The sequence below is a fragment of the Hymenobacter mellowenesis genome, assembly GCF_030581005.1.
Lineage (GTDB): Bacteria > Bacteroidota > Bacteroidia > Cytophagales > Hymenobacteraceae > Hymenobacter > Hymenobacter mellowenesis.
The window spans coordinates 291,534-314,753 of sequence record NZ_JAUQSX010000007.1; the positions used below are offsets into that span (position 1 = coordinate 291,534).

The window sequence follows — 23,220 nt, forward strand, 5'->3', positions numbered from 1 at the left end:
GGCATTATGCTGGCCTGGCTCAAAACCCATCCATTCCCCGTCGAAGCGTTTTTTGAGCACTCGCTGGTGCTCACCTTCGCCGTGCCGCAGGCCGAGCTGCAGGCGCTGCTGCCGGCGCCGCTGGTGGCCGATACTTTTGCGGAAGGCCGGGGCTTCCTGGCCGTGGCGCTGGTCCAGACGCGGCACCTGCGGCCCAAGGGCTTCCCGGCCGCACTGGGGCAGGCCTTTTTTCTGATTGGCTACCGGGCCTTCGTGCGCTACCCCTCGCCCACCGGCAAGCGCCTGCGCGGCCTCTACATCCTGCGCTCCGAAACCGATAAAAAGCGCATGACCTGGCTGGGCAACCTCTTCACGCACTACCAGTACCACACCGTCGACATCGCGCAGCAGCACCGCGCCGGCCGGCTGCACATCGAATCATTGCAAGCCAATTTCCACGTGACGCTGGCCCCGCCGGCTTCGGAAGTTGCGCTGCCGCCGCATTCTCCTTTCGCCACCTGGGCCGAAGCCCGCCGCTTTGCCGGCCCGCTGCCCTTTACCTTTTCGGCCGATGCCCGGGCGGGCCGCATGCTGATTGTGGAAGGCGTGCGCGAGCATTGGCAGCCCCAGCCGGTGGCCGTGGAAAGCTATCGGGTGGGGTTTTTCGAGCAGCTGGGCTTTAGCCAACTGCACCTGGCCAATGCCTTCGTCGTGCGCGACATCCCCTATTCGTGGAAAAAAGGCCGCACCGAGCAATGGCAGTCGTGAGAAAGCCCTTGCAAGGCCTGTGGAACGTGGTGCGGTTCAACTGGCCGCTTTACCTCGTGGCCGGCGGGGCCGCGCTGACGCTAGTCGCCGGGTGGCTGGCCGGGCCGGCCGCCTGGCGTCCGTATGCCGGGTTGCTGCTGGCGCTGGCGCTGCTGCCGCTGCTGGTGTCGCTGCTCGTCACGGCTTACGTCTACGATTTTTCGGGGCTGTACCGGTTCGATTGGCTTTTTGGCAAAGTGCCCGTGCCAGCCACGCTGCTCACCCTCAGCGCCGGTTTCGATGAAATCAGCGCGCCGCTGGCCCGGCAGTACCCGGCGGCCCACCTGCTGGCGGCCGATTTCTACGACGCGGCCCGGCACACCGAGCCGTCTATTCAGCGCGCCCGGCGGGCCTACCCGCCCTACCCCGGCATCCTGGCGGTGGATACCCGTGCCGCCCTGCCGCTGGCCGCGGGCTCCATCGACCTGGCCGTGGCTTTTCTGGCCGCCCACGAAATCCGCGATGCCACCGAGCGGGCCGCTTTCTTCCGGGAAATTGCCCGGGTGCTGGCCCCAGCCGGCACGCTGGTGGTGACGGAACACCTGCGCGACCCGGCCAATTTTCTGGCCTACACCGTAGGCTTTCTGCACTTCCACTCGCGCCGCGCCTGGCTGGAAACCTTTCGGGCGGCAGGGCTGCGCGTCGAGCGGGAAGTAAAAATTACGCCCTTCATCACCTCCTTCTTCCTGCGCCAAGATGGTTCTGCAGCTTAAAGCCACCGGTTTTTTTCTCGTCATTCTGGCGCTGCTGCACGCGGCTTTTGGCCGCTACTTCAACTGGCGCACCGAATTTGCCGCCGTGAGCCTCATCAACCGACAGATGATGTACGTGCACACGTTCTTCATTGCCTTCACCGTGCTGCTCATGGGCCTGCTCTGCCTCACCTCGGCCCCGGAGCTGGTAGGCACGCCGCTGGGCCGCCGGGTGGCGCTGGGCTGCGGCGTGTTCTGGCTGGCCCGGCTGCTCGTCCAGTTCTTCGGCTACTCGCCCGAGCTGTGGCGCGGCAAGCGGTTCGAAACCATCATTCACCTGCTTTTCTCGGTGCTTTGGTCGTATTTGAGTGCCGTTTTTTTGTGGGTGGGCTGCGGTCTGGGCCTTGCGGCATGAGTTGGCTTGGCCGGCGGCCGTCAGAAGCGCCGCGTGAGCGACAGCCCACTGCCCCCCGCCGGGCCAGGGAATGTCGCCACGCCCACGGTGGTTTTCTTCCGCTCGGCGTTGCGGTGGCTGATGAGGTTCCAGGCGCTGAGGGCCAGGGTGGCGGTGCCCATGCCGATGTTGAGGCAGGAAATGGTGCGCTCCGTGCCGTAGGTTGTGCTCGGGCTCCAGTTGATGCCTTGCTGGTCGTTGGGCAGGCGCAGGGCCCCCGTCAGCAACTGCCCGGTGCCGCTCAGAATGCCGGCATAGGCGGCGCCTTTGCCCACATCGGCACGGTTGAACTGGCTGGCGTTGGCGGCACCCAGCATCACGTTCACCCCGCCCCACAGGGCCGAGCCCACGGCGTAGGCTTTCACCTCGCCCTCGGTGGGTGGCAGCGGGCCATAGGTGGGCTGAATGAGGGCGCACTCAGCGGTGGTGAGGCCCGAGGTTTTTACCCAATCGGCTAGCACAGGCGTGCGCATGTCGGCAATGAGGTCGTACTGGTGGGCCCGGTTGATGCGTTCAGCAGCGGAGCGGCCCGCGGTTTCGGCCACCAGGTAGCCCACGGCGCATAGGCGGCCGTCGCGGTCGATGAAGCAGGGGCGCCGTCCTTCGGGATGGTCGTAGTTGCGCGGAAACACACCGGCCACCCAGTAGCGGTGCAGCAGGTCGAGCAACTGTCCGCGGCGCTGGACCAGCGCGGGGCTCAGGCCGGCCGTGGAGTGCTGGCGCAGCTCCTCCTCGGCGTAAGCGAGGTGGGCCTGCACGCGGGCATCGTCGTTGGTAGCAGTGGTGGGGGCGTTGCCGGTGGCGGCCACGTAGCCGGCGTTGCCTACCAGCACATTCACCTGGTCGGTGGCCAGCGGCGGGGCCGGCTGGTGGCTGCAGGCATTCAGGCCGAAGCCGATGAACAGTAGTAAAAACAGCTTTTGCATGGTGAAGAAGGGTTGAAAGCAGGGAGTTTCCTGTTTTCAGCCTGACCGGCCTCGCCGCCTCAAAGTTGCACTGCTGGCCCTACGCTGCTTTTCCGGCCCGTCCACCAGCGTCCGCCACAGCCAACGCTTGGCCTAACCCCGTTTGCCGGCTGCCAAAAAACGGCTCACCTCCCCCACGTACTTATCGCCGAAGCTCTCGATGCTCAGCGCCACCATTCCCTGCAGGTGCTCGCCCTCAAAAGCCAGCACCTGCCGCCGCTGCCGCCGCCGGGCCTCGCGCACCACCGCCACCGAATCGGTCAGCGGCGTGTGCTTGTCGGCCGTGCCACCAATGAGCAGCCACGGGCACCGGATGCGGGGCGCGTAGTGTGAATACGCAGCCGCTTCCGCCGGCAAACTCACAGCCTTCTGCCGGCTTTGCCACTGGTAGGCCACCAGCCGTTGCGGGCTGGCCACGTAGCCTTCCGTCACCAGGAAGTCGCAGTGCGGGGCCGTGGCGGCCACCTCGCTGGCCATGATGCTGCCCATCGAGAAAGCCATAATGCCGGTGCGGTCGTGCGGGAAGCGCCGGCGCGCATCGGCCAGCGCCGCCCCCAAATCCACGGCGAATTCATGATAATAAAGCTGTTTGGTATCGATGGCAAAGTCGGCGCTGTGGCCAAAGCCCCGGTAATCGAACAGGTATACCCGGTAGCCGGCCGCCGTCAGGGCCCGGGCCTGGTACAGCTCGTTCGACATGTTGCCAAAGTCGCCGTAGGCCACCACCATGGTGGTGTGGCGGTCGGCCACGCCCGGCGCCGGCTCAATGAGCCAGCCGGTGAGTTGCACATGGTCGGGCGTGACGAGGGCCACGGTCTGGTAGCGCAGGCCCAACGAATCGGGGGTAGCTATCCAGACGCGGCTGGGCTTGAGGGCCCAGGACCCCGCACTAACCAACAGGAAACAGCTTACCAGTAGAAAACGGAGCATTGGTTTTTGTGAAATAGAAACCTGGCCACCCGGCCAGCCTTCGCCAAAGACCGATACCGACCGGTTCGGTTGCAGCGATGGCGGCAGCGGCTAGCGAAGCCCGGCTGCCAGCAGGCGGGCCAGTTCAAAGCCACTCTCCACCGGCCAGTGCTCCCATTCGGCATGGCCCAACTGCCGCGTCGCCGCGTCGCCGTAGAAAAAAGTAAGCAGCGTGGGCATGTCAATGGCCGCCTTCACGGCCTCGTAACGCGCCAGTATTCCTTCAAAATCCGTTTCTACTAGGCCGGGACTCTTGAGCACCCGTTGCGCCACAAACACCTCTTGCGCCAGGTGCTCGGCCACTGTGCGCGGCGGAACGTGGCTGGCGTAGTAGCGGGTGCGCCAGACTTGGGCCAGCACGCGCTGCCGCACCAACGCCGGACTATATTCCTCGCTGGCCCAAAATACGGGCGTGCAGAAGCCCCGCTTCACCAAGGCCTTCAACTCAAATTTGCTGGCGAAATCGGTGGTGTAACGGTTGGTCCAGCCGCCGGCCACGTCGTCGGCCAGGTTCAGCGCCACCCGGAAATGGGGCTCGGCGGGCACGGTGCCGCGCCATAATCCGGCCTCCTGCAGCGCTTCCGCCGCAATGTCTTCTGCGCCCAGCTGCTGCAATTCCCGCAGCCGGGTCACCAACGGCTCCTTGGCCATGGGGTTGAAGTGCATCACCGGCACCACCAAATCGGCTTGATTGCCGCCGCCCAGCAGTTGCAGATAGCGCTGAAAGCGCGCTTGGTCGCGCGGCTGGTCATACAGCGCCAGCATCGCATCGAGCACCGGCATTACCTCGAATGACATGACACCCCGCAGCCGTTATGGACTTCGTAATTATTTCGGTCAGGCTCACGTCTCCGTCAGCACGGTTTTGAAGCCGGCCAAGGTGCCGTCCATCGTCCGGCCCAGGGCGTAGGCGTGGATTTCGGGGCCCTTGCCCACGCGGTACACCTGCACGCCGTCCATGTCCTGCTTCATAAACATTTGCAGGGCCTTGTAGCGGTTGGCCTGGGCCACGTCGTTCAACACGCCATCGTCGGCCGTGTGGTTGCGTAGGAACTGGGTGAGTTCCATGGTTTCTACTTTGGCATCGGCGGGCTCGCCTAGCAGCTTGAGTAGCGCGGCGTTGCTCAGCTCGCCGCCGGGCGCGGCGTAGGCCACGGCCTCGAGCGGGGCGTCCGACTCGCTCAGGAAGTGCAGCCCGGCCACCTGCTTTTGCAGTTCCGGCGGCACGGGCGCGCCGGCATCAGTGCCCCGATTTGCGGCAGCTTTGGCGTCGCTCAGGCCGCTGCCGCCGTCCACCTTGGCCGCAATGGCGGCGGCCAGTTCCTGCATTCGCGCATCGGGCACTTTTATTTTGGGATTGGTGAAGTTAATATCCTGCACCGTTTGCAGCGGGATGAGGTGGATGTGGGCGTGCGACACTTCCAGCCCAATCACGGCCACGCCCACGCGCTTGCAGGGCACGGCGGCTTTCAGCCCCTTGGCCACGCGCTGCGCAAACACGTGCAGGCTAGCCAGCTCATCGGCGGGCAGGTCGAAAATGTAATCGACTTCCTGCTTGGGAATCACCAGCACGTGGCCTTCCACCAGCGGCGTGATGTCGAGAAAAGCCAGGTGGCGGCCGTCCTCGGCCACTTTATAGGCCGGCAGCTCGCCGGAAACGATGCGGGAGAAAATCGAAGGCATGGGCGGGTTAGTTGTCGGTTGTTCGTTATCAATTGGCAGGTCGCTGATGCAAATAAACGAGAACCAACGGTCCGGCATCGGCCCGGGTCTAAAAAGGAGAAAGGGCAGCACCTCGCGGCGCTGCCCTAACAACTGACAACGAGCAACTGACAACTACCGCGAAATCTCCAGAATCTGAAACTGCAGCTTGCCGGCGGGCACCGTGATTTCAGCCGTGTCGCCGGCCGATTTGCCCAGCAGGCCTTTGCCAATGGGTGACTTCACCGAGATTTTGCCGGTGGCCAGGTTGGCTTCTTCTTCGGCCACGAGCGTGTAGTCGAGCACCATGTTATTTTTTAGGTTTTTCAGCTTCACCTTGCTCATGATGAGCACCTTGCTGAAATCCATGTTGGTTTCGTCGATGAGGCGGGCATTGCCCAGCACTTCTTCGAGCTTGGAAATTTTCAGCTCCAGCAGGCCCTGCGCGTCCTTGGCGGCGTCGTATTCGGCGTTTTCGCTCAGGTCGCCTTTGTCGCGGGCTTCGCGCAGGTCTTCAGCGGCTTTGGCCCGGCCCCGGATTTTAAGGTCCTGGAGGTCATCCTTCAGTTTTTGCAGGCCCTCGGGGGTGTAATAATTGATGGTGGTGGCCATGGGAATTAGTGCTTGACGGTTTGGCTAAAAAGCAAGGAGAACGGCTGGCACTGCCAACCGTTCTCCCTTCTTAGGTTTGAGACAAAGATACGCAAAACCAGTTAGCTCCCCACACCCGCCGTTTCGGCCCCGGCCCGAAATGCCCGAATTTTCTCCACCAGCACCTCGTTGATGCGGGCGTAACTCTCGTGCGTCCAGCCGCCCACGTGCGGCGTCAGCACCACGTTGGGCGCCCGCTGCAGGAAATCGAACCGAGCCTGTTGCGCGGCCGTGAGGGTGCCCAGCTTTTCATTGTCGAGCACATCGAGGGCTGCGCCGCGCACCCGCCCGGCTTGGAGCGCGCCCACCAGCGCCGCATGGTCCAGCACCTCGCCGCGGGCCGTGTTCAGCAGCCAGATGGGCCGGGCAAAGCCGGCCAGCAGCACGTCGTTCACGAAATGGTGGTTGGCCGACGAGTACGGGATGTGCAAACTTAGCACGTCGGCGCGGGCCTGTATTTCAGCCAAGCTCACCAATTCCGCATTCGCATCGGGCTCAATGCCAGGGTCAATATCATGCGCCAGCACCGTGCAGCCGAACGTCCCCAGCCGCAGCGCAAACGCCCGCCCCATGTGCCCGTAGCCGAGCAGACCGATGGTTTTGCCGCCCACTTCCTCGCCCCGGTTGGCCTCGCGGTGCCACTCGCCGCGCCGCACCTCGCCATCGGCCCGCACGATATTTCGAAACAACGCCAGCAGCAGCCCCACCGCAAACTCTCCCACCGCGTCGCGGTTGCCCTCCGGCGCGTTGAGCAGCGCCACGCCGGCCGCAGCCATGGCAGGCTCGTCAATGTTATCGGTGCCGGCGCCGGCCCGGGCCACGTAGCGCAGCTGCGGGCCGTGGGCCAGCAGGGCGGCCGTCACGCGCAGCTTGCTGCGCACTACCAGCCCCTCGTAGGGCCGGGCGGCCAGCGCGGCGGGGATTTCGGCAGCCGTCAGGTCGGGCTGGTAATCGGCCGCCACGCCGATGTCGGCCAGCAGCGGCAGCAGCGAAGGGTGCATTTCGTCGACGACGAGGCAGAGGCTCATGGGATTCTTAAGCGTGTTTTTTATTCCGCAATGTCGCTGGCATCCAAATCCGGCAGAGCCGCGCCGCCGGCCTGGTGCTGCGCCACGCGTTGCGTGAGGCCCACAAACTCGGCCACGCCCAGCTGCTCGGCGCGCTTGTCAAACACCGGGTCAGTGGTGGTCTCGGCGGGCATTCCGAAGGGTTTCAGGGCGTTGCGCAGCGTCTTGCGGCGCGTCTGAAACGCCTGTTTCACCACCCGGAAAAACAGCTTCTCGTCGCAGTCCAGCTGCAGGGTGTCGTTGCGGGTGAGGCGCACCACGGCCGACTCCACTTTGGGCGGCGGGTTGAACACGTGCGGCGGCACCGTAAACAGGTATTCGATGCGGTAGTAGGCCTGCAGCAGCACGCTCAGGATACCGTAGGTTTTCGAGCCGGGCGGCTCGGCCAGACGTTCAGCTACTTCCTTCTGAATCATACCCACCACCTCGCGCACCTGCTGGCGGTTGTTGAGCACGGAGAAAAAAATCTGGCTGCTGATGTTGTAGGGAAAGTTGCCGATAATGGCCAGCGGCTGCCCGGGAAACAGCTCGGCCAGGTTCTGCTTCAGAAAATCGGTGGCATAAATCCGGCCGTCCAGCGCCGGGTAGTGCTGCTTGAGGTAGGCCACCGATTCGGTGTCAATTTCGACCACGCTGGTCTGGTAGGCCGGGTTCTGGAGCAGGTATTGGGTGAGCACGCCCATGCCGGGGCCAATTTCCAGCACCGTGCGCACGGCGTCGGGCAGTTGGAGGGCGCCCACGATGTTGCGGGCAATGTTGGGGTCGGCCAGGAAGTGCTGACCAAGGTGTTTTTTGGGTCTGACCACGGGAAAGCGCGGCGGCGGCTAGAGGCGCGGCGGCAGGGCAAAGGTAGCAGCCCCGCCGGGCGGGGGCGAAAAGCCGGAATCCGGCACGCGCTTTTGCCGTTTATTGCGCCGCTTGGGCCGGCCGGTGCCAGCTACCGGAACGGTTTTGCAACTTCGCTATTCGGCAGGGCTACGGGGCGGCCACCCCCAGGGCACGCATTTTCACGCCCGATTTCGTCGTAACTTATGGCCGTTGCCCCCATCGCCCACCCCGCCCCCAGCGTGACCAACTCCCCTGCGCCGCCCGCCACCCCGCCCCAAACCAACGCCCTGTTTCCAGTTTTTTTGAAGTTGGAGCAGTTCAATGTGCTGCTGGTCGGCGGCGGCAACGCGGGCCTGGAAATACTCACCGCCATTTTGCGCGACAGCCCCGCCACGGCCGTGACGGTGGTGGGCCCGCGCATCCTGCCCACGTTGGCCGAGTTGGCCGCCCGGCACCCGCGGGTGCAACTGCACGCCCGCCCGTATTCCGACGACGACCTCGACGACCAGGATTTCGTGTTCGTGGCCACCGACGACCCGGCTCTGAACCGCCACATTAAAGCCGTCGCCTCGGTCCGCCGCATTTTCACCAATGTGGCCGACACGCCCGCGGAAAGCGACTTCTACCTCTCTTCGGTGGTGCAGAAAGGCGACCTGAAAGTGGCCATTTCTACCAATGGCAAGTCGCCCTCCGTGGGCCAGCGCCTGCGCGCCGTGCTGGAAGAAACCCTGCCCGGCGAGCTCCACACGCTGCTCCAGAACATGACCGTCATCCGGCGGCGGCTGAGCGGCGACTTTGCCAGCAAAGTCAAGGTGCTGAATACGCTAACGGCCGAAATGGCCTACGGTCCGGCCTTCGAATCGCCGGCTACGGCCTACTGGCGACGCATTGCCACGGGCGCACTGGTCACGTTCGCAGGCTTCATTCTGCTCAACATCCTGTCTTACTATTTCACATGGCAGCAGGCCTGGGGCGTCTTCAGCAATTCAAGTTTGTTTTACAAATTCGTGGCCGTCGGCTTCATTGCTCAATTGATTGACGGCATGCTGGGCATGGGCTACGGCGTGGTTTCGGCCATCAGCCTCATGTCATTGGGGCTGAGCCCGGTATCGGTGAGCGCCAGCATCCACACGGCGGAGATGTTTGCCAGCGGCGCGTCGGGCTACAATCATTACCGCTTCGGCAACGTCAACAAAAAGCTGTTTCGGGTGCTGTTGCTGCCCGGCATCCTCGGCTCGGTGAGCGGCGCGTTGCTGCTCTCCACCTTTGGCGAGCAATATGCCAACTACATCAAGCCCATTCTGGCGGTTTACCTGCTCATTCTGGGCTTGCGCATCATCAGCAAAGCCCTGCGCAAGCAAAAGGAAAAACGTCGCAAGGTGAAGCACGCCGGCTGGCTGGCCGGCGCCGGCGGCTTCCTCGATTCCTTCGGCGGCGGCGGCTGGGGCCCATTGGTTACCAGCACCTTAATAACCAACGGGCGCACTCCGCGCTTCGTCATCGGCACGGTGAGCCTGGTCGAATTCTTCGTCACCTTTGCCAGCGCCCTCACCTTTTTCTCCATTTTGGGCATCAAGCACTGGCAGATTGTGGCCGGCCTCATCGTGGGCGGCGTGGCGGCGGCGCCCCTCGCGGCCCGGCTGGCCGGCCGCATTCCCACCCGCTGGATGTTCCTCGGCGTGGGCCTGATGGTGATAGTGTGGAGCCTCTGGGCCCTGCGCAAGGTGTTTTTTTAGGGAACACCCTTCCCCATTTCAAAAGCTCGGGTCAGATAACAGGTTCTGGTTATCTGACCCGAGCTTTTAACTTTTTACAGCAAACTAAAACTCCTCATTATTAATGAACAAAACGCTATTTCCGCACCCACATCGTATCCGTAATTACCAAATCGGAATTATCCCGATAGCACTTGAACAGATAATAGTCGGCCGTGCCACCCAGAATTTCGGTGTGCAGCGGCACGGTTTTGCGCAGGTGCTGAATGGAATCGGGAAACGGCTTGGTGCTGCTGATGAGCCGCAAATCGTAGGTGCAGTCGCCGGTCCATTTCACTGCCAGGGTCGAAATGTCGCCGCTGATTTCATCCCGTTCGATTTGCAGCGAATCGGTGCGTTCAATCAGCGATGAGAAATGAAAGCCGGGTTCATGATGCCGGAACTGAAAATGCCCGGTCTTAAACCGCTGGCAAACCGCCTTTTCCGGGCCCGTACTACAAGCCGTCAGCCCGAAAGCTACGGCCAGCAGGATGCCCAAGAACCTGGATGATACAAGATAAGAAGTAAAAAACGACATGAGGGCTTCCGTTGAATGGACCGGCAAACTACAGTTGAACCCGCGTAATGGAAGTAGCTTCTGTGCCTAAAAGCGGCATCAGGGTCACTCAGCGGCCTTCCTGTGCCGGATTGACGCGCTTTCGCTTCGGAAACACCTAGGCGAAAACGGCTAGTCCCCGGTACTCGGCTACCTTCGCGGTTGTATTACCTCAGCCAATTCTGTTCATGTCCTTCGCCCTTGCCCATGTAGCCGCCGCGCCGGCCCAGTCCACGCAGGTATTCATTCTGCCCCACGGCACCACCACGCTGCCAGCCGCCGCCGCCGACGACCTGCCCGCCGCGGCCACCCGCTACGTGGAACACGCCCTGGCCGACGACCAGAAGCTGGTTCACCTCAACCATTTCAGCCACCATCACTACTTCGTGGTGCTGGCCGACAAGCCCACCGCCGCCCAAGTGGCCGAGCAGCTGCGCCGCGCTGGCCACACCCTCCATGCCCAGCTTAAGGCCGAAAAAGTAGCTGAGGTGTTCATCGAAAACCACAGCGCCACGCCCAACGCCGCCCTGCTGCTGGCTGAAGGTCTGGCCCTCACCGCCTACCAGTTCGAAGGTTACAAAACCGACGAGAAGTCGCGCAAAGCCCCGGCCCTGAAAGAAGTTTACCTCGTCGGCAACGCCGCTACCGCCGCTCAAATCCATGAGCTCGAAGGCCTTTTGCAAGGCGTCGTTCTGGCCCGCGACCTAGTGAATGCCCCGCTCAACAAGCTGAACGCCGTGCAGTTCGCCGAGCGCATGGCCCAGGCCGGCGACGAAGCCGGCTACTCCACCGACATCCTCGACCTGGCCAAAATCGAAGCTCTGCGCATGGGCGGCCTGCTCGCCGTCAACCTCGGCTCGCCCGAGCCGCCCACATTCAGCATCCTCGAATATAAGCCCGCCAATGCCCGAAACGAGAAGCCCTACGTCCTCGTCGGCAAAGGGGTGGTGTTCGATACCGGCGGCCTCAGCCTCAAGCCCACGCCCAACAGCATGGACATGATGAAGTGCGACATGGCCGGCGGCGCGGCCGTGGCCGGCACGCTCTTCGCCCTGGCCAAAAACCAGGTGCCGCTGCACGTCATCGGCCTCGTGCCCGCTACCGACAACCGCCCCGGCGGCCTCGCCTATGCCCCTGGCGACGTCATCACCATGCACAGCGGCCTCACCGTCGAGGTGCGCAACACCGACGCCGAAGGCCGCCTGCTCCTGGCCGATGCCCTTAGCTTCGCCAAACGTTACGAACCTGAGCTCGTCATCGACCTAGCCACCCTCACGGGCGCCGCCGTGCGCGCCCTCGGCACCGAAGCCAGCGCTTCCATGGGCACCGCCGAGCCCGCCACCCTGCAAAAGCTCAGCGAAGCCGGCTACACCGTGCACGAGCGCCTCGTGGAGTTTCCGCTCTGGGACGAGTACGCCGACCACATCAAGTCCGACATTGCCGACATCAACAACCTTGGCAAGGGCGAAGCCGGCCACATTTCCGCTGGCAAATTCCTAGAGCGCTTTGCCGTGGGCTATCCCTGGATTCACCTCGATATCGCCGGCCCCGCTTACCTCACCGCCCCCGAAAGCTACCGCGGCAAGGGCGGCACCGGCGTGGGCGTGCGCCTGCTCTATGAGTTCCTGACCAAGCAGCTCGCTTAAAAGAACGTCATGCAGAGCGCAGCGAAGCATCTCGCGTGCCACCACTAATCCAATCGATTGAATCACTGCTGCACGCGAGATGCTTCGCTGCGCTCTGCATGACGTTTCGCTCCTGACAATGCCCCAAAACCTCCCCCGCCTCGGCTTTTCCGTGGGCGACCTCGCCGGCATCGGCCCCGAAGTCATTTACAAAACCCTGCTCGATGAGCGCCTGCTGCGCATCTGCACGCCCGTCATCTACGGCACGGCCACGGCCCTGTTCGACGACTTCCCCACGCCTGCCGATACCGAGCACCTCCAGTTTCGTCAGCTGCGCGACGCGGCCGATATCGCTCCCGGCCGCCTCAACGCCGTGACCTGCTGGGACGAGGATTTTGCCCTCGCCCCCGGCCAGCCCTCCCCCGCCACCGGTGCCGCCGCCCGCGAAAGCCTCCTTTGCGCCGCCCGCGACCTCAAAGCCGGCAAGCTTGACGGCATCGTAACGGCCCCCATCAGCAAAGACAATACCCAGGCCGACGACTTCCGCTACCCCGGTCACACTGAGTTTCTCACCAGCTTCTTCCAGGCGCCTGAAAGCCTCATGTTCTTGGTAGATGAGGACGCCGGCCTGCGCATTGCCACCGTCACCGGCCACGTGCCGCTGAAGGACGTGCCCGCCAAGCTTACCGCCGAGCTGCTGCGCACCAAAATCACACTGCTGCTCAAGTCGCTCAAAAATGACTTCGGCATCCTCAAGCCGCGCATCGCCGTGCTCGGCCTCAACCCGCACGCCGGCGAAAACGGCCTGCTGGGCAAGGAGGAAGGCGATATCGTGACGCCCGTCATCCAGCAGTTCGCCCACGACGGCCACCTCGTCCTCGGCCCCTTCCCGGCCGATGGTTACTTCGGCACCCAGCAGTTCCGCCAGTTCGACGCCACGCTGGCCCTCTACCACGACCAGGGCCTGATTCCCTTCAAGCTCATGGCTTTCGAGCGCGGCGTGAACTTCACTGCTGGCCTTTCAGTAGTCCGCACCTCGCCCGACCACGGCACCGCCTACGGCCTCGCCGGCCAGTACCGGGCCGATGAATCGTCCTTCCGCGCCGCCGTGTACCTAGCCTGCGACATCTGGAAGCAGCGCTGGGAAGCCGCCCAGCCCCGCTCGGCCCGGTAGCTTCTTTTCATAAACGAAATTTTCTTTCTACTTTTGAAACGCGGCTGGCAACGGCCGCGTTTCTGCGTTTATTATGGTTGTCCTGAGTTGGCCGATTCTTCGCGAGTTCAGCAAGCAGCATCCCGATGCCGCGAATGCGCTCAAGGACTGGTACCAGCAGGTAAGCCTAGCCGACTGGCGCACGCTGGCCGACGTTCGTCAATTCTCCAACACGGTTGATTACGTGGGCAACTTTCGTTACGTCTTCAACATTCGCGGCAACCGCTACCGGCTCATTGCCGCCATTGTATTCTCTACCCGCACTGTTTTTGTCAAGTTTATCGGCACGCACCAGGAATACGACGTGGTGGATGCTGCCACCATTGATTATTCCAAGCCCTAATTATGCTCATCAACACGCTTCAGGAATACCGCGAAGCTTTGCAGCAATTCGATGCGCTGCTAGCCCAGGATATCGATAATACACCTTCACTCCAGGAGCCGGCCCGCCTGTTGGCCGAAGCCATTCAAGAGTACGAAGTGCGGGTTGAGGATGCACCTATTCCGCTATCAAAGCCCACCACCCTGCCGGCGATGATTGAACTCAAGCGCCAGCAGCAGCACCTCAAGCAAAAGGAACTGGCTGCCCTGCTCGAAGTGCCGCCCGGCCGCCTCTCCCAAATCCTGAGCGGCAAGCGGCGCGTAACCATGGACCTGGCCAAAAAGCTCTACGAGCGCCTGCACATCAGCCCCGAGTTTATCCTCAAAACCGCCTAGCCAACGGGGAAAATGACCCGAATATTTGGCAAAAAGCCGGATTTTCACTACTTTTGCCCCCTGCTATCCAGCCGACCGTGAAAAAAGAAAGCAAATACGACCTCAACCTGGCCAAGCTGGCGCTGAAAACGCACCACTTTGAGTTCGAGTTGGGTCCCGAATTCTTCGCCTTATTCGACCAGCCGCTGGTGGAGCATGGCCACTTGCACGCCGACGTGGAGCTCATCAAAACCGAGCGGCTGATGACGCTGAACTTCCACATCACCGGTACCGTGCAGCTCACCTGCGACCGCAGCCTCGATGAATTCGACCAGCCGCTGGACATTCACGAGCAACTGCTGGTGCGCTTCGGCGACGAGGCCAAGGAGCTGGACGACAACGTGCTGCAAATCACGCCCGACACCCAGACCCTGCCCCTCGCCCAGCACCTCTACGACTACATCGGTCTGGCCCTGCCCATGAAGAAGCTGCACCCGCGCTTCCAAGACGAGGCCGACGACAACCCCGACGCGCCGACCAAGCTCATTTTCAGCACTCGTCCTGCTGATGATGCGCCCGACGACGACGAGCCGGCCGACCCGCGCTGGGCCGCGCTGCGCAACCTGAATTAATCCGTCAGTGCCCCGAGTCGCTCCCCACTCGACAACCGCAACTTCAATCCCCTAATTTCAACTAAACCATGGCTCATCCTAAGCGCCGCACTTCTTCCGCCGTACGCGACAAGCGTCGCACCCACTACAAGCTGACCCCTAAGGCCGTGACCCTCTGCCCCAACACGGGCGAGCTGCACCTCCGCCACAAAGCTTACGTAGTAGACGGCGACCTGTACCACAATGGCCAGCTGGCCATCAAAAACTACGCTAAAACCAACGCTGCGCCTGCAGTTGACACTGCCGAAGACGACGAATAGCGCGTCAGGTTGTTACTTCGCGGTACCACACGGTCCGGCTTCGCTCCTTTTTTAAGCCAGCGGGGCCGGACTTGTGGTTCCTACACCCTCACCTGACCTCCCAAACACCTCGTTCATGAAAATAGCCCTCGACGCAATGGGCGGCGATTTCGCCCCCCAAGCCGCCGTGGCGGGTGCGCTGCTTGCCGCCGAACAACTCGCTGGCCGCGCCACCATCGTCCTCATTGGCCAGGAAGATGCCGTGCGGCCCCTGCTGCTGGCGGCCGGCCCCGCCGGGGCCGCCCTTGAGTTTGTCCCCGCGTCGCAGATTATCGACATGGGCGAACACCCCGCCAAGGCTTTCCAGCAGAAGCAGGATTCGAGCATTGCCGTGGGCTACAAGCTGCTGCTGGCTGGCGAAGTCGACGCCTTCTGCTCGGCCGGCAACACCGGGGCCATGCTCGTAGGCGCCATGCTCACCGTGAAGGCCGTGCCCGGCGTCATCCGCCCGGCCATCGCCAACTTCGTCCCTAAGCTCAAGCAGGATTTCGGCATCCTCCTCGACGTGGGTGCCAACGCCGAATGCAAGCCCGAAATGCTGGAGCAGTTCGGCGAGTTGGGCTCGCTGTACGCGCAGTATGTGCTGGGCATCGCCAGCCCCAAAGTGGGCCTGGTGAACTTGGGCGAAGAAGAAGGCAAGGGCACGCCCATCACCCAAGCCGCGCACCAGCTGCTGAAGGTGAACCCCCACATCAATTTCGTGGGCAACGTGGAAGGCCGCGACATGTTCAACGACAAAGCCGACGTGATTGTGTGCGACGGCTTCACGGGCAATATCCTGCTGAAAATGGCCGAATCCATCTACGAGATGATGGAGGAGAAGCACATTCACGACCCATTTTTCGACAAATTCAACTACGAAGCCGTGGGCGGTTCGCCCATTCTGGGCATCAACGACAACGCCATCATCGGGCACGGCCGCAGTACCCCGTTGGCCATCGGCAACATGCTGGTGCAGGGCTTCAACATGGCCGAGTCGGGCATTGTTGACCAAATAAAGGCTACTTTTAAAACCTGAACCGTATCATGCGGCGGTGAAAAAACCTCCGGCTCCGGCCGGATTTTTTTTAGTCGCTTGCTGGCTCAGCGCCCGTGCCCTGACTGCTAGGCAATTGCCCATTTTCGGCCCGAATTCCCAATTATCGCTTGCCCCGCCTACTTTTGCCCGTATGAAGATTACTGCTGCCATCACCGGCGTGGGCTCCTATGTGCCCGACTACGTCCTCACCAATGCCGAGCTTGAAAAGATGGTTGACACCACCGACGAGTGGATTATGTCGCGAACCGGCATTCGAGAGCGCCGCATTCTGAAGGGCGAAGACCAGGGCTCTTCGGTGATGGGCATCAAGGCCGTGCAACAGCTGTTGACCAAAACCGGCACCAACCCCGAGGACGTGGAGCTGCTGATTTGTGCCACCACCACCCCCGACCTGCTGTTTCCGGCTACGGCCAACATCATTTCCAACGGCGTGGGCATCACCAAGGCGTTCAGCTTTGATATGAACGCGGCCTGCTCCACGTTCCTGTTCGCGCTGGCCACCGGGGCGCAATACATCCAGGCCGGCACGCACAAGAAAGTAATTGTGGTGGGCGCCGACAAGATGTCGTCCATCGTGGACTACACCGACCGCGCCAACTGCATCCTCTTCGGCGACGGTGCGGCCGCCGTGCTGCTCGAACCCAGCACCGACGGCTACGGCATCCTCGACCAAGTGCTGCGCACCGACGGCTCGGGCGAGGCTTACCTGCACCAGAAAGCCGGCGGCAGCCGCCGCCCGCCCTCCCACGCCACCGTGGACGCTAAGGAGCACTACATCTACCAGGAAGGTGCCACGGTTTTCAAATTCGCCGTGAAAAGCATGGCCGATGTGGCCGCCCAGGTGATGGAGCGCAACCACCTCAGCAACGACGACGTGGCCTTCCTCGTGCCGCACCAGGCTAATAAGCGCATCATCGACGCCACCGCCAACCGCATGGGTGTGGGCCCGGAAAAGGTGATGCTCAACATCGACCGCTACGGCAACACCACCAACGGCACCATCCCGCTGTGCCTGGCCGACTACGAAAGCCAGTTGCGCCGCGGCGACAACCTCGTGCTGGCAGCTTTCGGCGGTGGCTTCACATGGGGCTCCATTTACATCAAATGGGCGTATGATGGCGATAAAGTGGCCAAGGCCTAGCGGATAACGAATAGCGGCCAGCCCTTAGCTTTGCACTTATTTTTCTGTTACCTAAAAAGTTAGTAGCGCGTTCTTGATTTGCTACTGCCTTCAAAAACCACCCACAAAAAGCAGATAGCCAACGGCTATTCGCTAAAAGCTTCAAAACCATGGCATCAACCGCCGACTTCCGCAACGGGCTCGTTCTTAATTACAACAACGAGCTGCACGTCATCACCGAGTTTCAGCACGTGAAGCCCGGTAAAGGCCCGGCCTTTGTGCGCACCAAGATGCGCAACATCAAAACCGGCCGCACCATCGACAACACTTTCAACGCCGGCGTGAAAGTGGAAACGGCCCGCGTGGAGCAGCGCCCGCACCAGTTCCTGTACAAGGACGATTACGGCTACAATTTCATGGACAACAGCACTTTCGAGCAGATTACCCTGCCTGAGGAGTTGGTGCCTTTTGCCGATATTATGAAGGAAGGTCAGGAAGTGACCATCCTCGTGCACGCCGAAACCGAGCAGCCCCTCACCGCCGAATTACCCACCACCGTTGACCTCGTGGTGACCTACACCGAGCCCGGCCTGCGCGGCGACACCGCCACCAACACCTTAAAGCCCGCCACCGTGGAAACCGGTGCCCGCATTCAGGTGCCGCTGTTCGTGGACGTGGACACCAAAATCCGCATCAAAACCAGCGACTACAGCTACGTCGAGCGCGTAAAATAGCCTCTTGTTTAGCTATTAGCTTCTAGCGGTTAGCCATTTGCTGACGGTCAACGAGAAGCTATTAGCTAACAGCCATTAGCTAATAGCTCCCAAAATGTCAAACTCGCCCAAAAAGGAAAAGGACGCTGCCATGAAAGCCAAAGAACTCCAGGAATTGCTCGATTTTATCGCTAAATCGGGCCTGAATAAGGTTAACATTGAAACTGAGGAATTTAAAATCTCGGTGCAGCGCGACCCTAACACCAAAACCGTATTCAGTGCAGCGGCCCCGGCAGCGGCTCCTGCTGCCCCGGCCCCGGTAGCGTCGGCTCCCGCGCCGGCTGCTGCGGCTCCTGCCGCTGCCCCGGCTGCTGCGGAAGCTTCGGCGGCCAGCCACAAAGCCCTAAAGGCCCCCATGATTGGGACCTTCTACCGCAGCAGCGGCCCGGATGCTCCGGCTTTTGTACAGGTAGGCGACATGGTGGAAAAAGGCCAGGTTATCTGCATCATCGAGGCGATGAAGCTGTTCAACGAGATTGAAGCCGAAGAAAGCGGCCGCGTCGTGAAGGCGCTGGTAGACAACGCTACGCCGGTGGAATACGACCAGCCGCTGTTTTTGATTGAATAGTTACCCCCATTTGTCATCCTGAGCAGCGCGAAGGACCTTATCAAGTCGGAACGAGTCGTTCAAACGTGATAAGGTCCTTTGCGCCGCTCAGGATGACAGGTTTTAACACTGACCATCCCACCCACATGTTCAAGAAAATACTCATCGCCAACCGGGGCGAAATTGCGCTGCGCATCATCCGTACCTGCAAGGAAATGGGCATCAAAACGGTGGCCGTGTACTCGACCGCCGACCGGGAAAGCCTGCACGTGAAATTTGCCGACGAGGCCGTGTGCATCGGTCCCCCCGCCTCGAAGGACAGCTACCTGAGCATGCCCAACCTGATTGCGGCCTGCGAAATCACCAACGCCGACGCCATTCACCCCGGCTACGGCTTCCTGAGCGAAAACGCGGAATTCTCGCGCATCTGCGCCGAGAATGGCATCAAGTTTATCGGCGCTTCGCCCGAGATGATTAACCAGATGGGCGACAAGGCCACGGCCAAGGCGACCATGATTAAGGCCGGCGTGCCGGTGGTGCCGGGCTCGCAGGGCCTGCTCGAATCGGTGGAGCAGGGCAAAAAAATTGCCAACAAGATTAAATACCCCGTCATCATCAAGGCCACGGCCGGCGGCGGCGGGCGCGGCATGCGGATTATTCATGGCGACGACGAGTTCCAGAAAGCCTGGGACGACGCGCGCACGGAATCCAAGGCGGCGTTCGGCAACGATGGCATGTACCTGGAGAAATACGTGGTGCAGCCGCGCCACATTGAGGTGCAGATTGTGGGCGACCAGTTCGGGCACGTCGCGCATTTGTCGGAGCGCGACTGCAGCATCCAGCGCCGCCACCAGAAGCTGGTGGAGGAAGCGCCCTCGCCGTTTATGACCGACGCGCTGCGCGAGAAAATGGGCAAGGCGGCCATTGCGGGCGCGGCGGCCATTGGCTACGAGGGCGTGGGCACGATTGAGTTTCTGGTGGATGCCAACCGGGATTTCTACTTCATGGAGATGAACACCCGCATCCAGGTAGAGCACCCGGTAACGGAGGAAATCATCAACTACGACCTCATCAAGGAGCAAATCAAGGTGGCGGCGGGCATCCCGATTTCGGGCAAAAACTACTACCCCAAGATGCACGCCATGGAGTGCCGCATCAACGCCGAGGACCCGCGCAACGGCTTCCGGCCGGCGCCGGGCCGCATCACCACGCTGCACATCCCCGGCGGCCACGGCGTGCGCGTGGATACGCACGTGTATGCCGGCTACCAGATTCCGCCGAACTACGATTCGATGATTGCCAAGCTCATCACCGTGGCCCAGACCCGCGAGGAGTGCATCGTGAAAATGAAGCGCGCCCTGAGCGAGTTCGTGGTGGAAGGCGTGAAAACGACCATCCCCTTCCACCTCGCGCTGATGGACAACGAGGATTTCAAGGCGGGGAATTTCACGACGGCGTTCATTGAGCAGTCGTTCGATTTCTCGACAATATAATCGGTCAGACTAATGGCTGAGTGGGCATTTGGTCTGTTGGCCCTTCTGGGATATGGGATATGGCTGTATAGTAATCGGGAATTGGGAGGCGTCCAGTTGTCGATTGCTCCCCTTATTTGGGTGTTGCTAACTGCCTTGGTTTCGCTCACTCAATTGTCGGTTTTGCACAACCCCGTTGTGAGCGGCTATTCTCACAACGATGCCTGGGTGAGTATGAATGACAACTTACATCCGGAAAGCTGGCAGTTAGAATACAAGGGCGAGGACTGGCCCTTTTTACTCACGCTGCTTGCGCCGCTGTTGGGATGGCTGCTGCTCAAGCAAATCACGGAGCCGGGGGCGTTGCGCGCCTGGCAAATGCGGCACTTCAGAAACCTCGGTTTCGTGGTGTGGCTGGCACTGCTGATAACCTCCTGCGATACCGGCCATCGGCAGGAATATTACAATCAGGCGGAATTGCCCGCAATTGGCAGTCGGGTCAACCCTTAATTTCTGCCGCATCCACTTCCTTCACGGCCCCGGCCGGGCGGCATTCGTTGGCACGGGTGCGCTCCGGCCGGGGCTGTGTTTTATCTGTTTACCTTCGGCACATGATGCGTCACGTTAACAAATTCCTGCTGGCCTTGCCATTTGCCTGCCTTGCCATCCCGGCCTGCTCGCCGGCCTGCAACGGCAGCATCGAAACCACGGTGCTCTTTGCCAAGCCGGGGCCGCAGGGCGTGGGCCGCCGCATTTACGTGGACGTAGTGAACAAGCCCGACTTGGGCATCAAGCAAACGCTGCTCTACGAGGGCAAGGAGTTTGGCACGTTTCCGCACGTCGTCGTCATCAACGACCCCACCAACCGCTACGCCTCGAACCGTAGCATCTGCTTCTCGAAGTTTAAGAACAACGCGGCGGCTACGGGCGGTGATTTGACGGAAGAAGGACTGCCAGAAATTACGGTGGAAGAGTAGGGAGCGCTGCAACTTCGCGAGAGAACACACGCTCTTCATGTCGGTTGCGTCACTTTTCCACCTTTCATGGCACTCCGGATTTTGCCCTTTCTGCTGCTGCTACCTGCCACCTTGCGCGCCCAGAGCCCCGGGCCGGTGCGCGATTCGGCCTATGCCGTGCACAACTTATTCCGCCAGCGCCGGGGCAATGCGCTGAGCGAGGCCGGGTACGGATTTGCGGGGTTGGCCGGCACGGCATTCGCCGTTTCCCGCGGGCAAGGCGCTGTAGCGGGCCTACTCACGCTCAATGCCTTGGTGTCGTCGGTGCTGGCGGTGCGCAACCTGAGGCGCTACAGTGAGAGCCGGGAGGCCGGCGTGGTGCAACAGTACGAGCAGGGCTGGCCGCTGCCGGCCGATGTCCGAAAACGGCTCAAAATAAAATATTTCCGCGCTTTGAAATAAGTCGCAAAGCTGCCACCTGTTTTCAGCACAACCGGCGCTACCGTTGGTTTTAAATTATAAAAAACGCCCCTGCCGCCGAATGCGCCGGGGGCGTTCGGCTTTTGGGCTACCTTTGCGGCACCAAACTCCCACCCCACCCTCATTACCCCCAAATACCCCTCCTTACCTATGGCACGAGTGGAAATGACGATGCCCAAGATGGGCGAAAGCATCATGGAAGGCACCGTCCTGAAATGGCTCAAGCAAGTTGGCGACCCCATTGAGCAGGATGAATCAGTGCTGGAAGTAGCCACCGATAAAGTTGACACCGAAGTGCCGGCTATCTACGCCGGCGTGCTCACGGAAATTCTGGTGCAGGAAGGCCAGGTCGTGGCCGTGGGCGCGCCCATTGCTATCGTGGAAACCGATGCGGCCAGCGTGGGCGCTACGGCTCCGGCGGCACCAGCACCGCAAGCCGCCCCCGCTCCTTCCAGCAACGGCAGCGCCGTGCCCTACGTGCCCGAAGCCACTGCTCCTGCAGCTGCGCCAGCAGCCGGCGCCGAGCACCAGCCCGGCCGGTTCCTCTCGCCGCTGGTGCTGAGCATCGCCCGCGAAGAAGGCGTGAGCATGAGTGACCTCGAATACTTGCCCGGTACTGGCAAAGAAGGCCGCGTGACGAAGAAGGACATTCTCGACTACGTGGCTGCGGGCAAACCGTCGTTCACGGCTGCGCCAGCCGCCGCAACTGCCGCGCCGGCCGCAACCCCGGCGCCGGCTGCCGTGCCCGCACCGCAGCCGCAGGCCGCGTCTGTAGCAGCCCCGGCTGCATCCGTAGCCAGCACCAAGCCCGCCCCCAGCGTGAGCGGCGGCCAGGAGCTGATTGAGATGGACCGCATGCGCAAGATGATTGCGCAGCGCATGGTGGACTCGAAGCGCATTTCGCCGCACGTCACCAGCTTCGTGGAAGCCGACGTGACGGACATCGTGAACTGGCGCAACAAGCACAAGGACGCCTACAAGAAGCGCGAGGGTGAAAACCTCACCTTCACGCCCATCTTCGTGCAGGCCGTGGCCCGCGCCATTCAGGATTTCCCGATGATAAACGTGTCGATTGACGGCGACTACATCATCAAGAAACGCGACATCAACATCGGCATCGCCGTGGCCCTGCCTTCGGGTAACCTCATTGTGCCCGTCATTCACAACGCCGACCAGCTTAACCTCAACGGCCTGACTAAGAAGGTGAACGACCTGGCCAACCGCGCCCGCATCAATAAGCTCACGCCTGCCGACCTCGAAGGCGGCACCTACACGCTGAGCAACGTGGGCTCGTTCGGCAACGTGATGGGCACGCCCATCATCATGCAGCCGCAGGTGGCCATCATGGCCGTGGGCGCCATCAAGAAGAAGCCGGCTGTGATTGAAACGCCGCAGGGCGACCTCATCGGCATCCGCCACTTCATGTTCTTGAGCCACAGCTACGACCACCGCGTGGTCGACGGTTCGCTCGGTGGCATGTTCGTGCGCAAAGTGGCCGACTACCTGGAGCAGTTCGACCCCAACACGGCGATTTAAAGCCGGCAATTTGAACAATAGTAGAACGTCATGCTGAGCGAAGTCGAAGCATCTCTACCGGGGAAGTAAATAATTACTTGCGTGGTAGAGATGCTTCGACTTCGCTCAGCATGACGTTCTTTTTCATTCTCTCGCAACTCATGAAAAATATTATTTACCTCGGGGCATTGGTGCTGGCGCTGGGCCTCATCGGCTACTTGTATCAGCAGCTCGATGCCACTGAGAAGGCGTTGAAAGTATCGGAACAACGCTTCACGGATTGTCAGAAGGTCACTTTCCAATTGCAAAATCAGCTGGCTCCGCTCCAGAAAAAGCAGCCGGGCGGAATTCCACAGTAACATAAGACGCTGATACAACTGAAAGCAAAAAG

General features: G+C 61.5%; 28 protein-coding genes. 20 read left to right on the forward strand and 8 right to left on the reverse strand.

Annotation, left to right across the window (positions count from 1 at the left end):
* The first annotated feature begins 6 nt into the window (after positions 1-6).
* Genes Q5H92_RS15285 through Q5H92_RS15295 form a run of 3 tightly spaced genes read left to right on the forward strand, consistent with a single transcriptional unit; the run spans position 7 to position 1,893 of the window.
* Positions 7-747 carry a DUF2071 domain-containing protein gene (locus Q5H92_RS15285; protein ID WP_305012413.1) on the forward strand — a complete coding sequence of 247 codons (741 nt, stop codon included), beginning with the start codon at positions 7-9 and terminating at the stop codon, positions 745-747.
* Entirely contained in the window at positions 744-1,499 is a 756-nt protein-coding gene (locus Q5H92_RS15290; protein WP_305012414.1) for a class I SAM-dependent methyltransferase, read from the forward strand. The genes Q5H92_RS15285 and Q5H92_RS15290 overlap by 4 nt, the downstream gene beginning before the upstream one ends.
* On the forward strand, positions 1,483-1,893 hold the full coding sequence (locus tag Q5H92_RS15295; RefSeq protein ID WP_305012415.1) for a hypothetical protein: 411 nt from the start codon (positions 1,483-1,485) through the stop codon (positions 1,891-1,893). Before Q5H92_RS15290 ends, Q5H92_RS15295 begins: the two co-directional genes overlap by 17 nt.
* Before the next feature lie 20 nt (positions 1,894-1,913).
* Here Q5H92_RS15295 and Q5H92_RS15300 read toward each other — a convergent pair whose 3' ends face one another.
* The 7 genes from Q5H92_RS15300 to rsmA all read right to left on the reverse strand — a co-directional run bounded on the left by Q5H92_RS15300 (position 1,914) and on the right by rsmA (position 8,091).
* Positions 1,914-2,858, reverse strand: coding sequence for a hypothetical protein (locus Q5H92_RS15300; RefSeq protein ID WP_305012416.1), 945 nt, complete (start codon positions 2,856-2,858; stop codon positions 1,914-1,916).
* 132 nt (positions 2,859-2,990) lie between these two features.
* Positions 2,991-3,827: an alpha/beta hydrolase family protein gene (locus tag Q5H92_RS15305; protein WP_305012417.1), complete on the reverse strand. Its 837-nt coding sequence runs from the start codon at positions 3,825-3,827 to the stop codon at positions 2,991-2,993.
* A 90-nt stretch (positions 3,828-3,917) separates the two neighbouring features.
* Positions 3,918-4,664, reverse strand: coding sequence for a hypothetical protein (locus Q5H92_RS15310; protein ID WP_305012418.1), 747 nt, complete (start codon positions 4,662-4,664; stop codon positions 3,918-3,920).
* 45 nt (positions 4,665-4,709) lie between these two features.
* Entirely contained in the window at positions 4,710-5,549 is an 840-nt protein-coding gene (locus Q5H92_RS26675; RefSeq protein WP_369811151.1) for a nuclease A inhibitor family protein, read from the reverse strand.
* Between the two features lie 153 nt (positions 5,550-5,702).
* Positions 5,703-6,179: a transcription elongation factor GreA gene (gene greA / locus Q5H92_RS15325; protein ID WP_305012419.1), complete on the reverse strand. Its 477-nt coding sequence runs from the start codon at positions 6,177-6,179 to the stop codon at positions 5,703-5,705.
* A 101-nt stretch (positions 6,180-6,280) separates the two neighbouring features.
* Positions 6,281-7,246, reverse strand: coding sequence for an NAD(P)-dependent oxidoreductase (locus tag Q5H92_RS15330; RefSeq protein WP_305012420.1), 966 nt, complete (start codon positions 7,244-7,246; stop codon positions 6,281-6,283).
* A gap of 20 nt (positions 7,247-7,266) precedes the next feature.
* A complete protein-coding gene (rsmA, locus tag Q5H92_RS15335) occupies positions 7,267-8,091 on the reverse strand; it encodes a 16S rRNA (adenine(1518)-N(6)/adenine(1519)-N(6))-dimethyltransferase RsmA (RefSeq protein WP_305012421.1) in 825 nt (274 codons plus the stop codon).
* Positions 8,092-8,316: 225 nt separating this feature from the next.
* Between rsmA and Q5H92_RS26680 the strand changes: the two genes are divergently transcribed.
* The gene (locus Q5H92_RS26680) at positions 8,317-9,849 is read left to right on the forward strand and encodes a TSUP family transporter (RefSeq protein ID WP_369811152.1); all 1,533 of its coding nucleotides are present in this window, start codon (positions 8,317-8,319) and stop codon (positions 9,847-9,849) included.
* A 115-nt stretch (positions 9,850-9,964) separates the two neighbouring features.
* Here the strand turns inward: Q5H92_RS26680 and Q5H92_RS15350 are convergent, their stop codons facing one another.
* Positions 9,965-10,366 (reverse strand): hypothetical protein, encoded by a 402-nt coding sequence (locus tag Q5H92_RS15350; protein WP_305012422.1) that lies wholly within the window; start codon positions 10,364-10,366, stop codon positions 9,965-9,967.
* A gap of 245 nt (positions 10,367-10,611) precedes the next feature.
* Between Q5H92_RS15350 and Q5H92_RS15355 the strand changes: the two genes are divergently transcribed.
* From Q5H92_RS15355 to Q5H92_RS15430, 16 genes are all read left to right on the forward strand, one after another.
* A complete protein-coding gene (locus Q5H92_RS15355; RefSeq protein WP_305012423.1) occupies positions 10,612-12,069 on the forward strand; it encodes a leucyl aminopeptidase family protein in 1,458 nt (485 codons plus the stop codon).
* Positions 12,070-12,187: 118 nt separating this feature from the next.
* Positions 12,188-13,222, forward strand: coding sequence for a 4-hydroxythreonine-4-phosphate dehydrogenase PdxA (gene pdxA, locus Q5H92_RS15360; protein WP_305012424.1), 1,035 nt, complete (start codon positions 12,188-12,190; stop codon positions 13,220-13,222).
* A 73-nt stretch (positions 13,223-13,295) separates the two neighbouring features.
* Positions 13,296-13,604 carry a type II toxin-antitoxin system HigB family toxin gene (locus tag Q5H92_RS15365; protein WP_305012425.1) on the forward strand — a complete coding sequence of 103 codons (309 nt, stop codon included), beginning with the start codon at positions 13,296-13,298 and terminating at the stop codon, positions 13,602-13,604.
* A 2-nt stretch (positions 13,605-13,606) separates the two neighbouring features.
* Entirely contained in the window at positions 13,607-13,978 is a 372-nt protein-coding gene (locus tag Q5H92_RS15370) for a helix-turn-helix domain-containing protein (RefSeq protein WP_305012426.1), read from the forward strand.
* A gap of 77 nt (positions 13,979-14,055) precedes the next feature.
* Positions 14,056-14,589: a YceD family protein gene (locus Q5H92_RS15375; protein ID WP_305012427.1), complete on the forward strand. Its 534-nt coding sequence runs from the start codon at positions 14,056-14,058 to the stop codon at positions 14,587-14,589.
* Positions 14,590-14,657: 68 nt separating this feature from the next.
* Complete coding sequence (gene rpmF / locus Q5H92_RS15380; protein ID WP_305012428.1) at positions 14,658-14,888, forward strand: 50S ribosomal protein L32; 231 nt, start codon at positions 14,658-14,660, stop codon at positions 14,886-14,888.
* A 115-nt stretch (positions 14,889-15,003) separates the two neighbouring features.
* Positions 15,004-15,945: a phosphate acyltransferase PlsX gene (gene plsX / locus Q5H92_RS15385; RefSeq protein WP_305012429.1), complete on the forward strand. Its 942-nt coding sequence runs from the start codon at positions 15,004-15,006 to the stop codon at positions 15,943-15,945.
* A 151-nt stretch (positions 15,946-16,096) separates the two neighbouring features.
* A complete protein-coding gene (locus Q5H92_RS15390; RefSeq protein WP_305012430.1) occupies positions 16,097-17,107 on the forward strand; it encodes a beta-ketoacyl-ACP synthase III in 1,011 nt (336 codons plus the stop codon).
* Between the two features lie 149 nt (positions 17,108-17,256).
* Positions 17,257-17,820 carry an elongation factor P gene (efp, locus tag Q5H92_RS15395; protein WP_305012431.1) on the forward strand — a complete coding sequence of 188 codons (564 nt, stop codon included), beginning with the start codon at positions 17,257-17,259 and terminating at the stop codon, positions 17,818-17,820.
* A gap of 130 nt (positions 17,821-17,950) precedes the next feature.
* Positions 17,951-18,427 (forward strand): acetyl-CoA carboxylase biotin carboxyl carrier protein, encoded by a 477-nt coding sequence (gene accB / locus Q5H92_RS15400; RefSeq protein ID WP_305012457.1) that lies wholly within the window; start codon positions 17,951-17,953, stop codon positions 18,425-18,427.
* A 125-nt stretch (positions 18,428-18,552) separates the two neighbouring features.
* Positions 18,553-19,899 (forward strand): acetyl-CoA carboxylase biotin carboxylase subunit, encoded by a 1,347-nt coding sequence (gene accC / locus Q5H92_RS15405; protein WP_305012432.1) that lies wholly within the window; start codon positions 18,553-18,555, stop codon positions 19,897-19,899.
* Positions 19,900-19,911: 12 nt separating this feature from the next.
* Positions 19,912-20,388: a hypothetical protein gene (locus Q5H92_RS15410; protein WP_305012433.1), complete on the forward strand. Its 477-nt coding sequence runs from the start codon at positions 19,912-19,914 to the stop codon at positions 20,386-20,388.
* A gap of 101 nt (positions 20,389-20,489) precedes the next feature.
* Entirely contained in the window at positions 20,490-20,855 is a 366-nt protein-coding gene (locus Q5H92_RS15415) for a hypothetical protein (protein ID WP_305012434.1), read from the forward strand.
* 66 nt (positions 20,856-20,921) lie between these two features.
* Entirely contained in the window at positions 20,922-21,296 is a 375-nt protein-coding gene (locus tag Q5H92_RS15420) for a hypothetical protein (RefSeq protein WP_305012435.1), read from the forward strand.
* 168 nt (positions 21,297-21,464) lie between these two features.
* Positions 21,465-22,850: a dihydrolipoamide acetyltransferase family protein gene (locus tag Q5H92_RS15425; protein WP_305012436.1), complete on the forward strand. Its 1,386-nt coding sequence runs from the start codon at positions 21,465-21,467 to the stop codon at positions 22,848-22,850.
* Between the two features lie 140 nt (positions 22,851-22,990).
* Positions 22,991-23,188 (forward strand): hypothetical protein, encoded by a 198-nt coding sequence (locus Q5H92_RS15430; protein ID WP_305012437.1) that lies wholly within the window; start codon positions 22,991-22,993, stop codon positions 23,186-23,188.
* The last annotated feature ends 32 nt before the right edge of the window (positions 23,189-23,220 follow it).

Bases quoted from the DNA above. Each gene is read 5' to 3' on its own strand.
- Q5H92_RS15420 (WP_305012435.1), top strand. From the start codon at position 20,922: ATGGCACTCCGGATTTTGCCCTTTCTGCTGCTGCTACCTGCCACCTTG.
- Q5H92_RS15305 (WP_305012417.1), bottom strand. From the start codon at position 3,827: ATGCTCCGTTTTCTACTGGTAAGCTGTTTCCTGTTGGTTAGTGCGGGG.
- accB (WP_305012457.1), top strand. From the start codon at position 17,951: ATGAAAGCCAAAGAACTCCAGGAATTGCTCGATTTTATCGCTAAATCG.
- efp (WP_305012431.1), top strand. From the start codon at position 17,257: ATGGCATCAACCGCCGACTTCCGCAACGGGCTCGTTCTTAATTACAAC.
- Q5H92_RS15300 (WP_305012416.1), bottom strand. From the start codon at position 2,858: ATGCAAAAGCTGTTTTTACTACTGTTCATCGGCTTCGGCCTGAATGCC.
- accC (WP_305012432.1), top strand. From the start codon at position 18,553: ATGTTCAAGAAAATACTCATCGCCAACCGGGGCGAAATTGCGCTGCGC.
- Q5H92_RS15430 (WP_305012437.1), top strand. From the start codon at position 22,991: ATGAAAAATATTATTTACCTCGGGGCATTGGTGCTGGCGCTGGGCCTC.
- Q5H92_RS15310 (WP_305012418.1), bottom strand. From the start codon at position 4,664: ATGTCATTCGAGGTAATGCCGGTGCTCGATGCGATGCTGGCGCTGTAT.
- Q5H92_RS15295 (WP_305012415.1), top strand. From the start codon at position 1,483: ATGGTTCTGCAGCTTAAAGCCACCGGTTTTTTTCTCGTCATTCTGGCG.
- greA (WP_305012419.1), bottom strand. From the start codon at position 6,179: ATGGCCACCACCATCAATTATTACACCCCCGAGGGCCTGCAAAAACTG.
- Q5H92_RS15410 (WP_305012433.1), top strand. From the start codon at position 19,912: ATGGCTGAGTGGGCATTTGGTCTGTTGGCCCTTCTGGGATATGGGATA.
- Q5H92_RS15425 (WP_305012436.1), top strand. From the start codon at position 21,465: ATGGCACGAGTGGAAATGACGATGCCCAAGATGGGCGAAAGCATCATG.
- Q5H92_RS15390 (WP_305012430.1), top strand. From the start codon at position 16,097: ATGAAGATTACTGCTGCCATCACCGGCGTGGGCTCCTATGTGCCCGAC.
- Q5H92_RS26675 (WP_369811151.1), bottom strand. From the start codon at position 5,549: ATGCCTTCGATTTTCTCCCGCATCGTTTCCGGCGAGCTGCCGGCCTAT.
- Q5H92_RS15415 (WP_305012434.1), top strand. From the start codon at position 20,490: ATGATGCGTCACGTTAACAAATTCCTGCTGGCCTTGCCATTTGCCTGC.
- plsX (WP_305012429.1), top strand. From the start codon at position 15,004: ATGAAAATAGCCCTCGACGCAATGGGCGGCGATTTCGCCCCCCAAGCC.
- Q5H92_RS15355 (WP_305012423.1), top strand. From the start codon at position 10,612: ATGTCCTTCGCCCTTGCCCATGTAGCCGCCGCGCCGGCCCAGTCCACG.
- Q5H92_RS15285 (WP_305012413.1), top strand. From the start codon at position 7: ATGCTGGCCTGGCTCAAAACCCATCCATTCCCCGTCGAAGCGTTTTTT.
- Q5H92_RS15370 (WP_305012426.1), top strand. From the start codon at position 13,607: ATGCTCATCAACACGCTTCAGGAATACCGCGAAGCTTTGCAGCAATTC.
- Q5H92_RS26680 (WP_369811152.1), top strand. From the start codon at position 8,317: ATGGCCGTTGCCCCCATCGCCCACCCCGCCCCCAGCGTGACCAACTCC.
- Q5H92_RS15365 (WP_305012425.1), top strand. From the start codon at position 13,296: ATGGTTGTCCTGAGTTGGCCGATTCTTCGCGAGTTCAGCAAGCAGCAT.
- rpmF (WP_305012428.1), top strand. From the start codon at position 14,658: ATGGCTCATCCTAAGCGCCGCACTTCTTCCGCCGTACGCGACAAGCGT.
- pdxA (WP_305012424.1), top strand. From the start codon at position 12,188: ATGCCCCAAAACCTCCCCCGCCTCGGCTTTTCCGTGGGCGACCTCGCC.
- Q5H92_RS15330 (WP_305012420.1), bottom strand. From the start codon at position 7,246: ATGAGCCTCTGCCTCGTCGTCGACGAAATGCACCCTTCGCTGCTGCCG.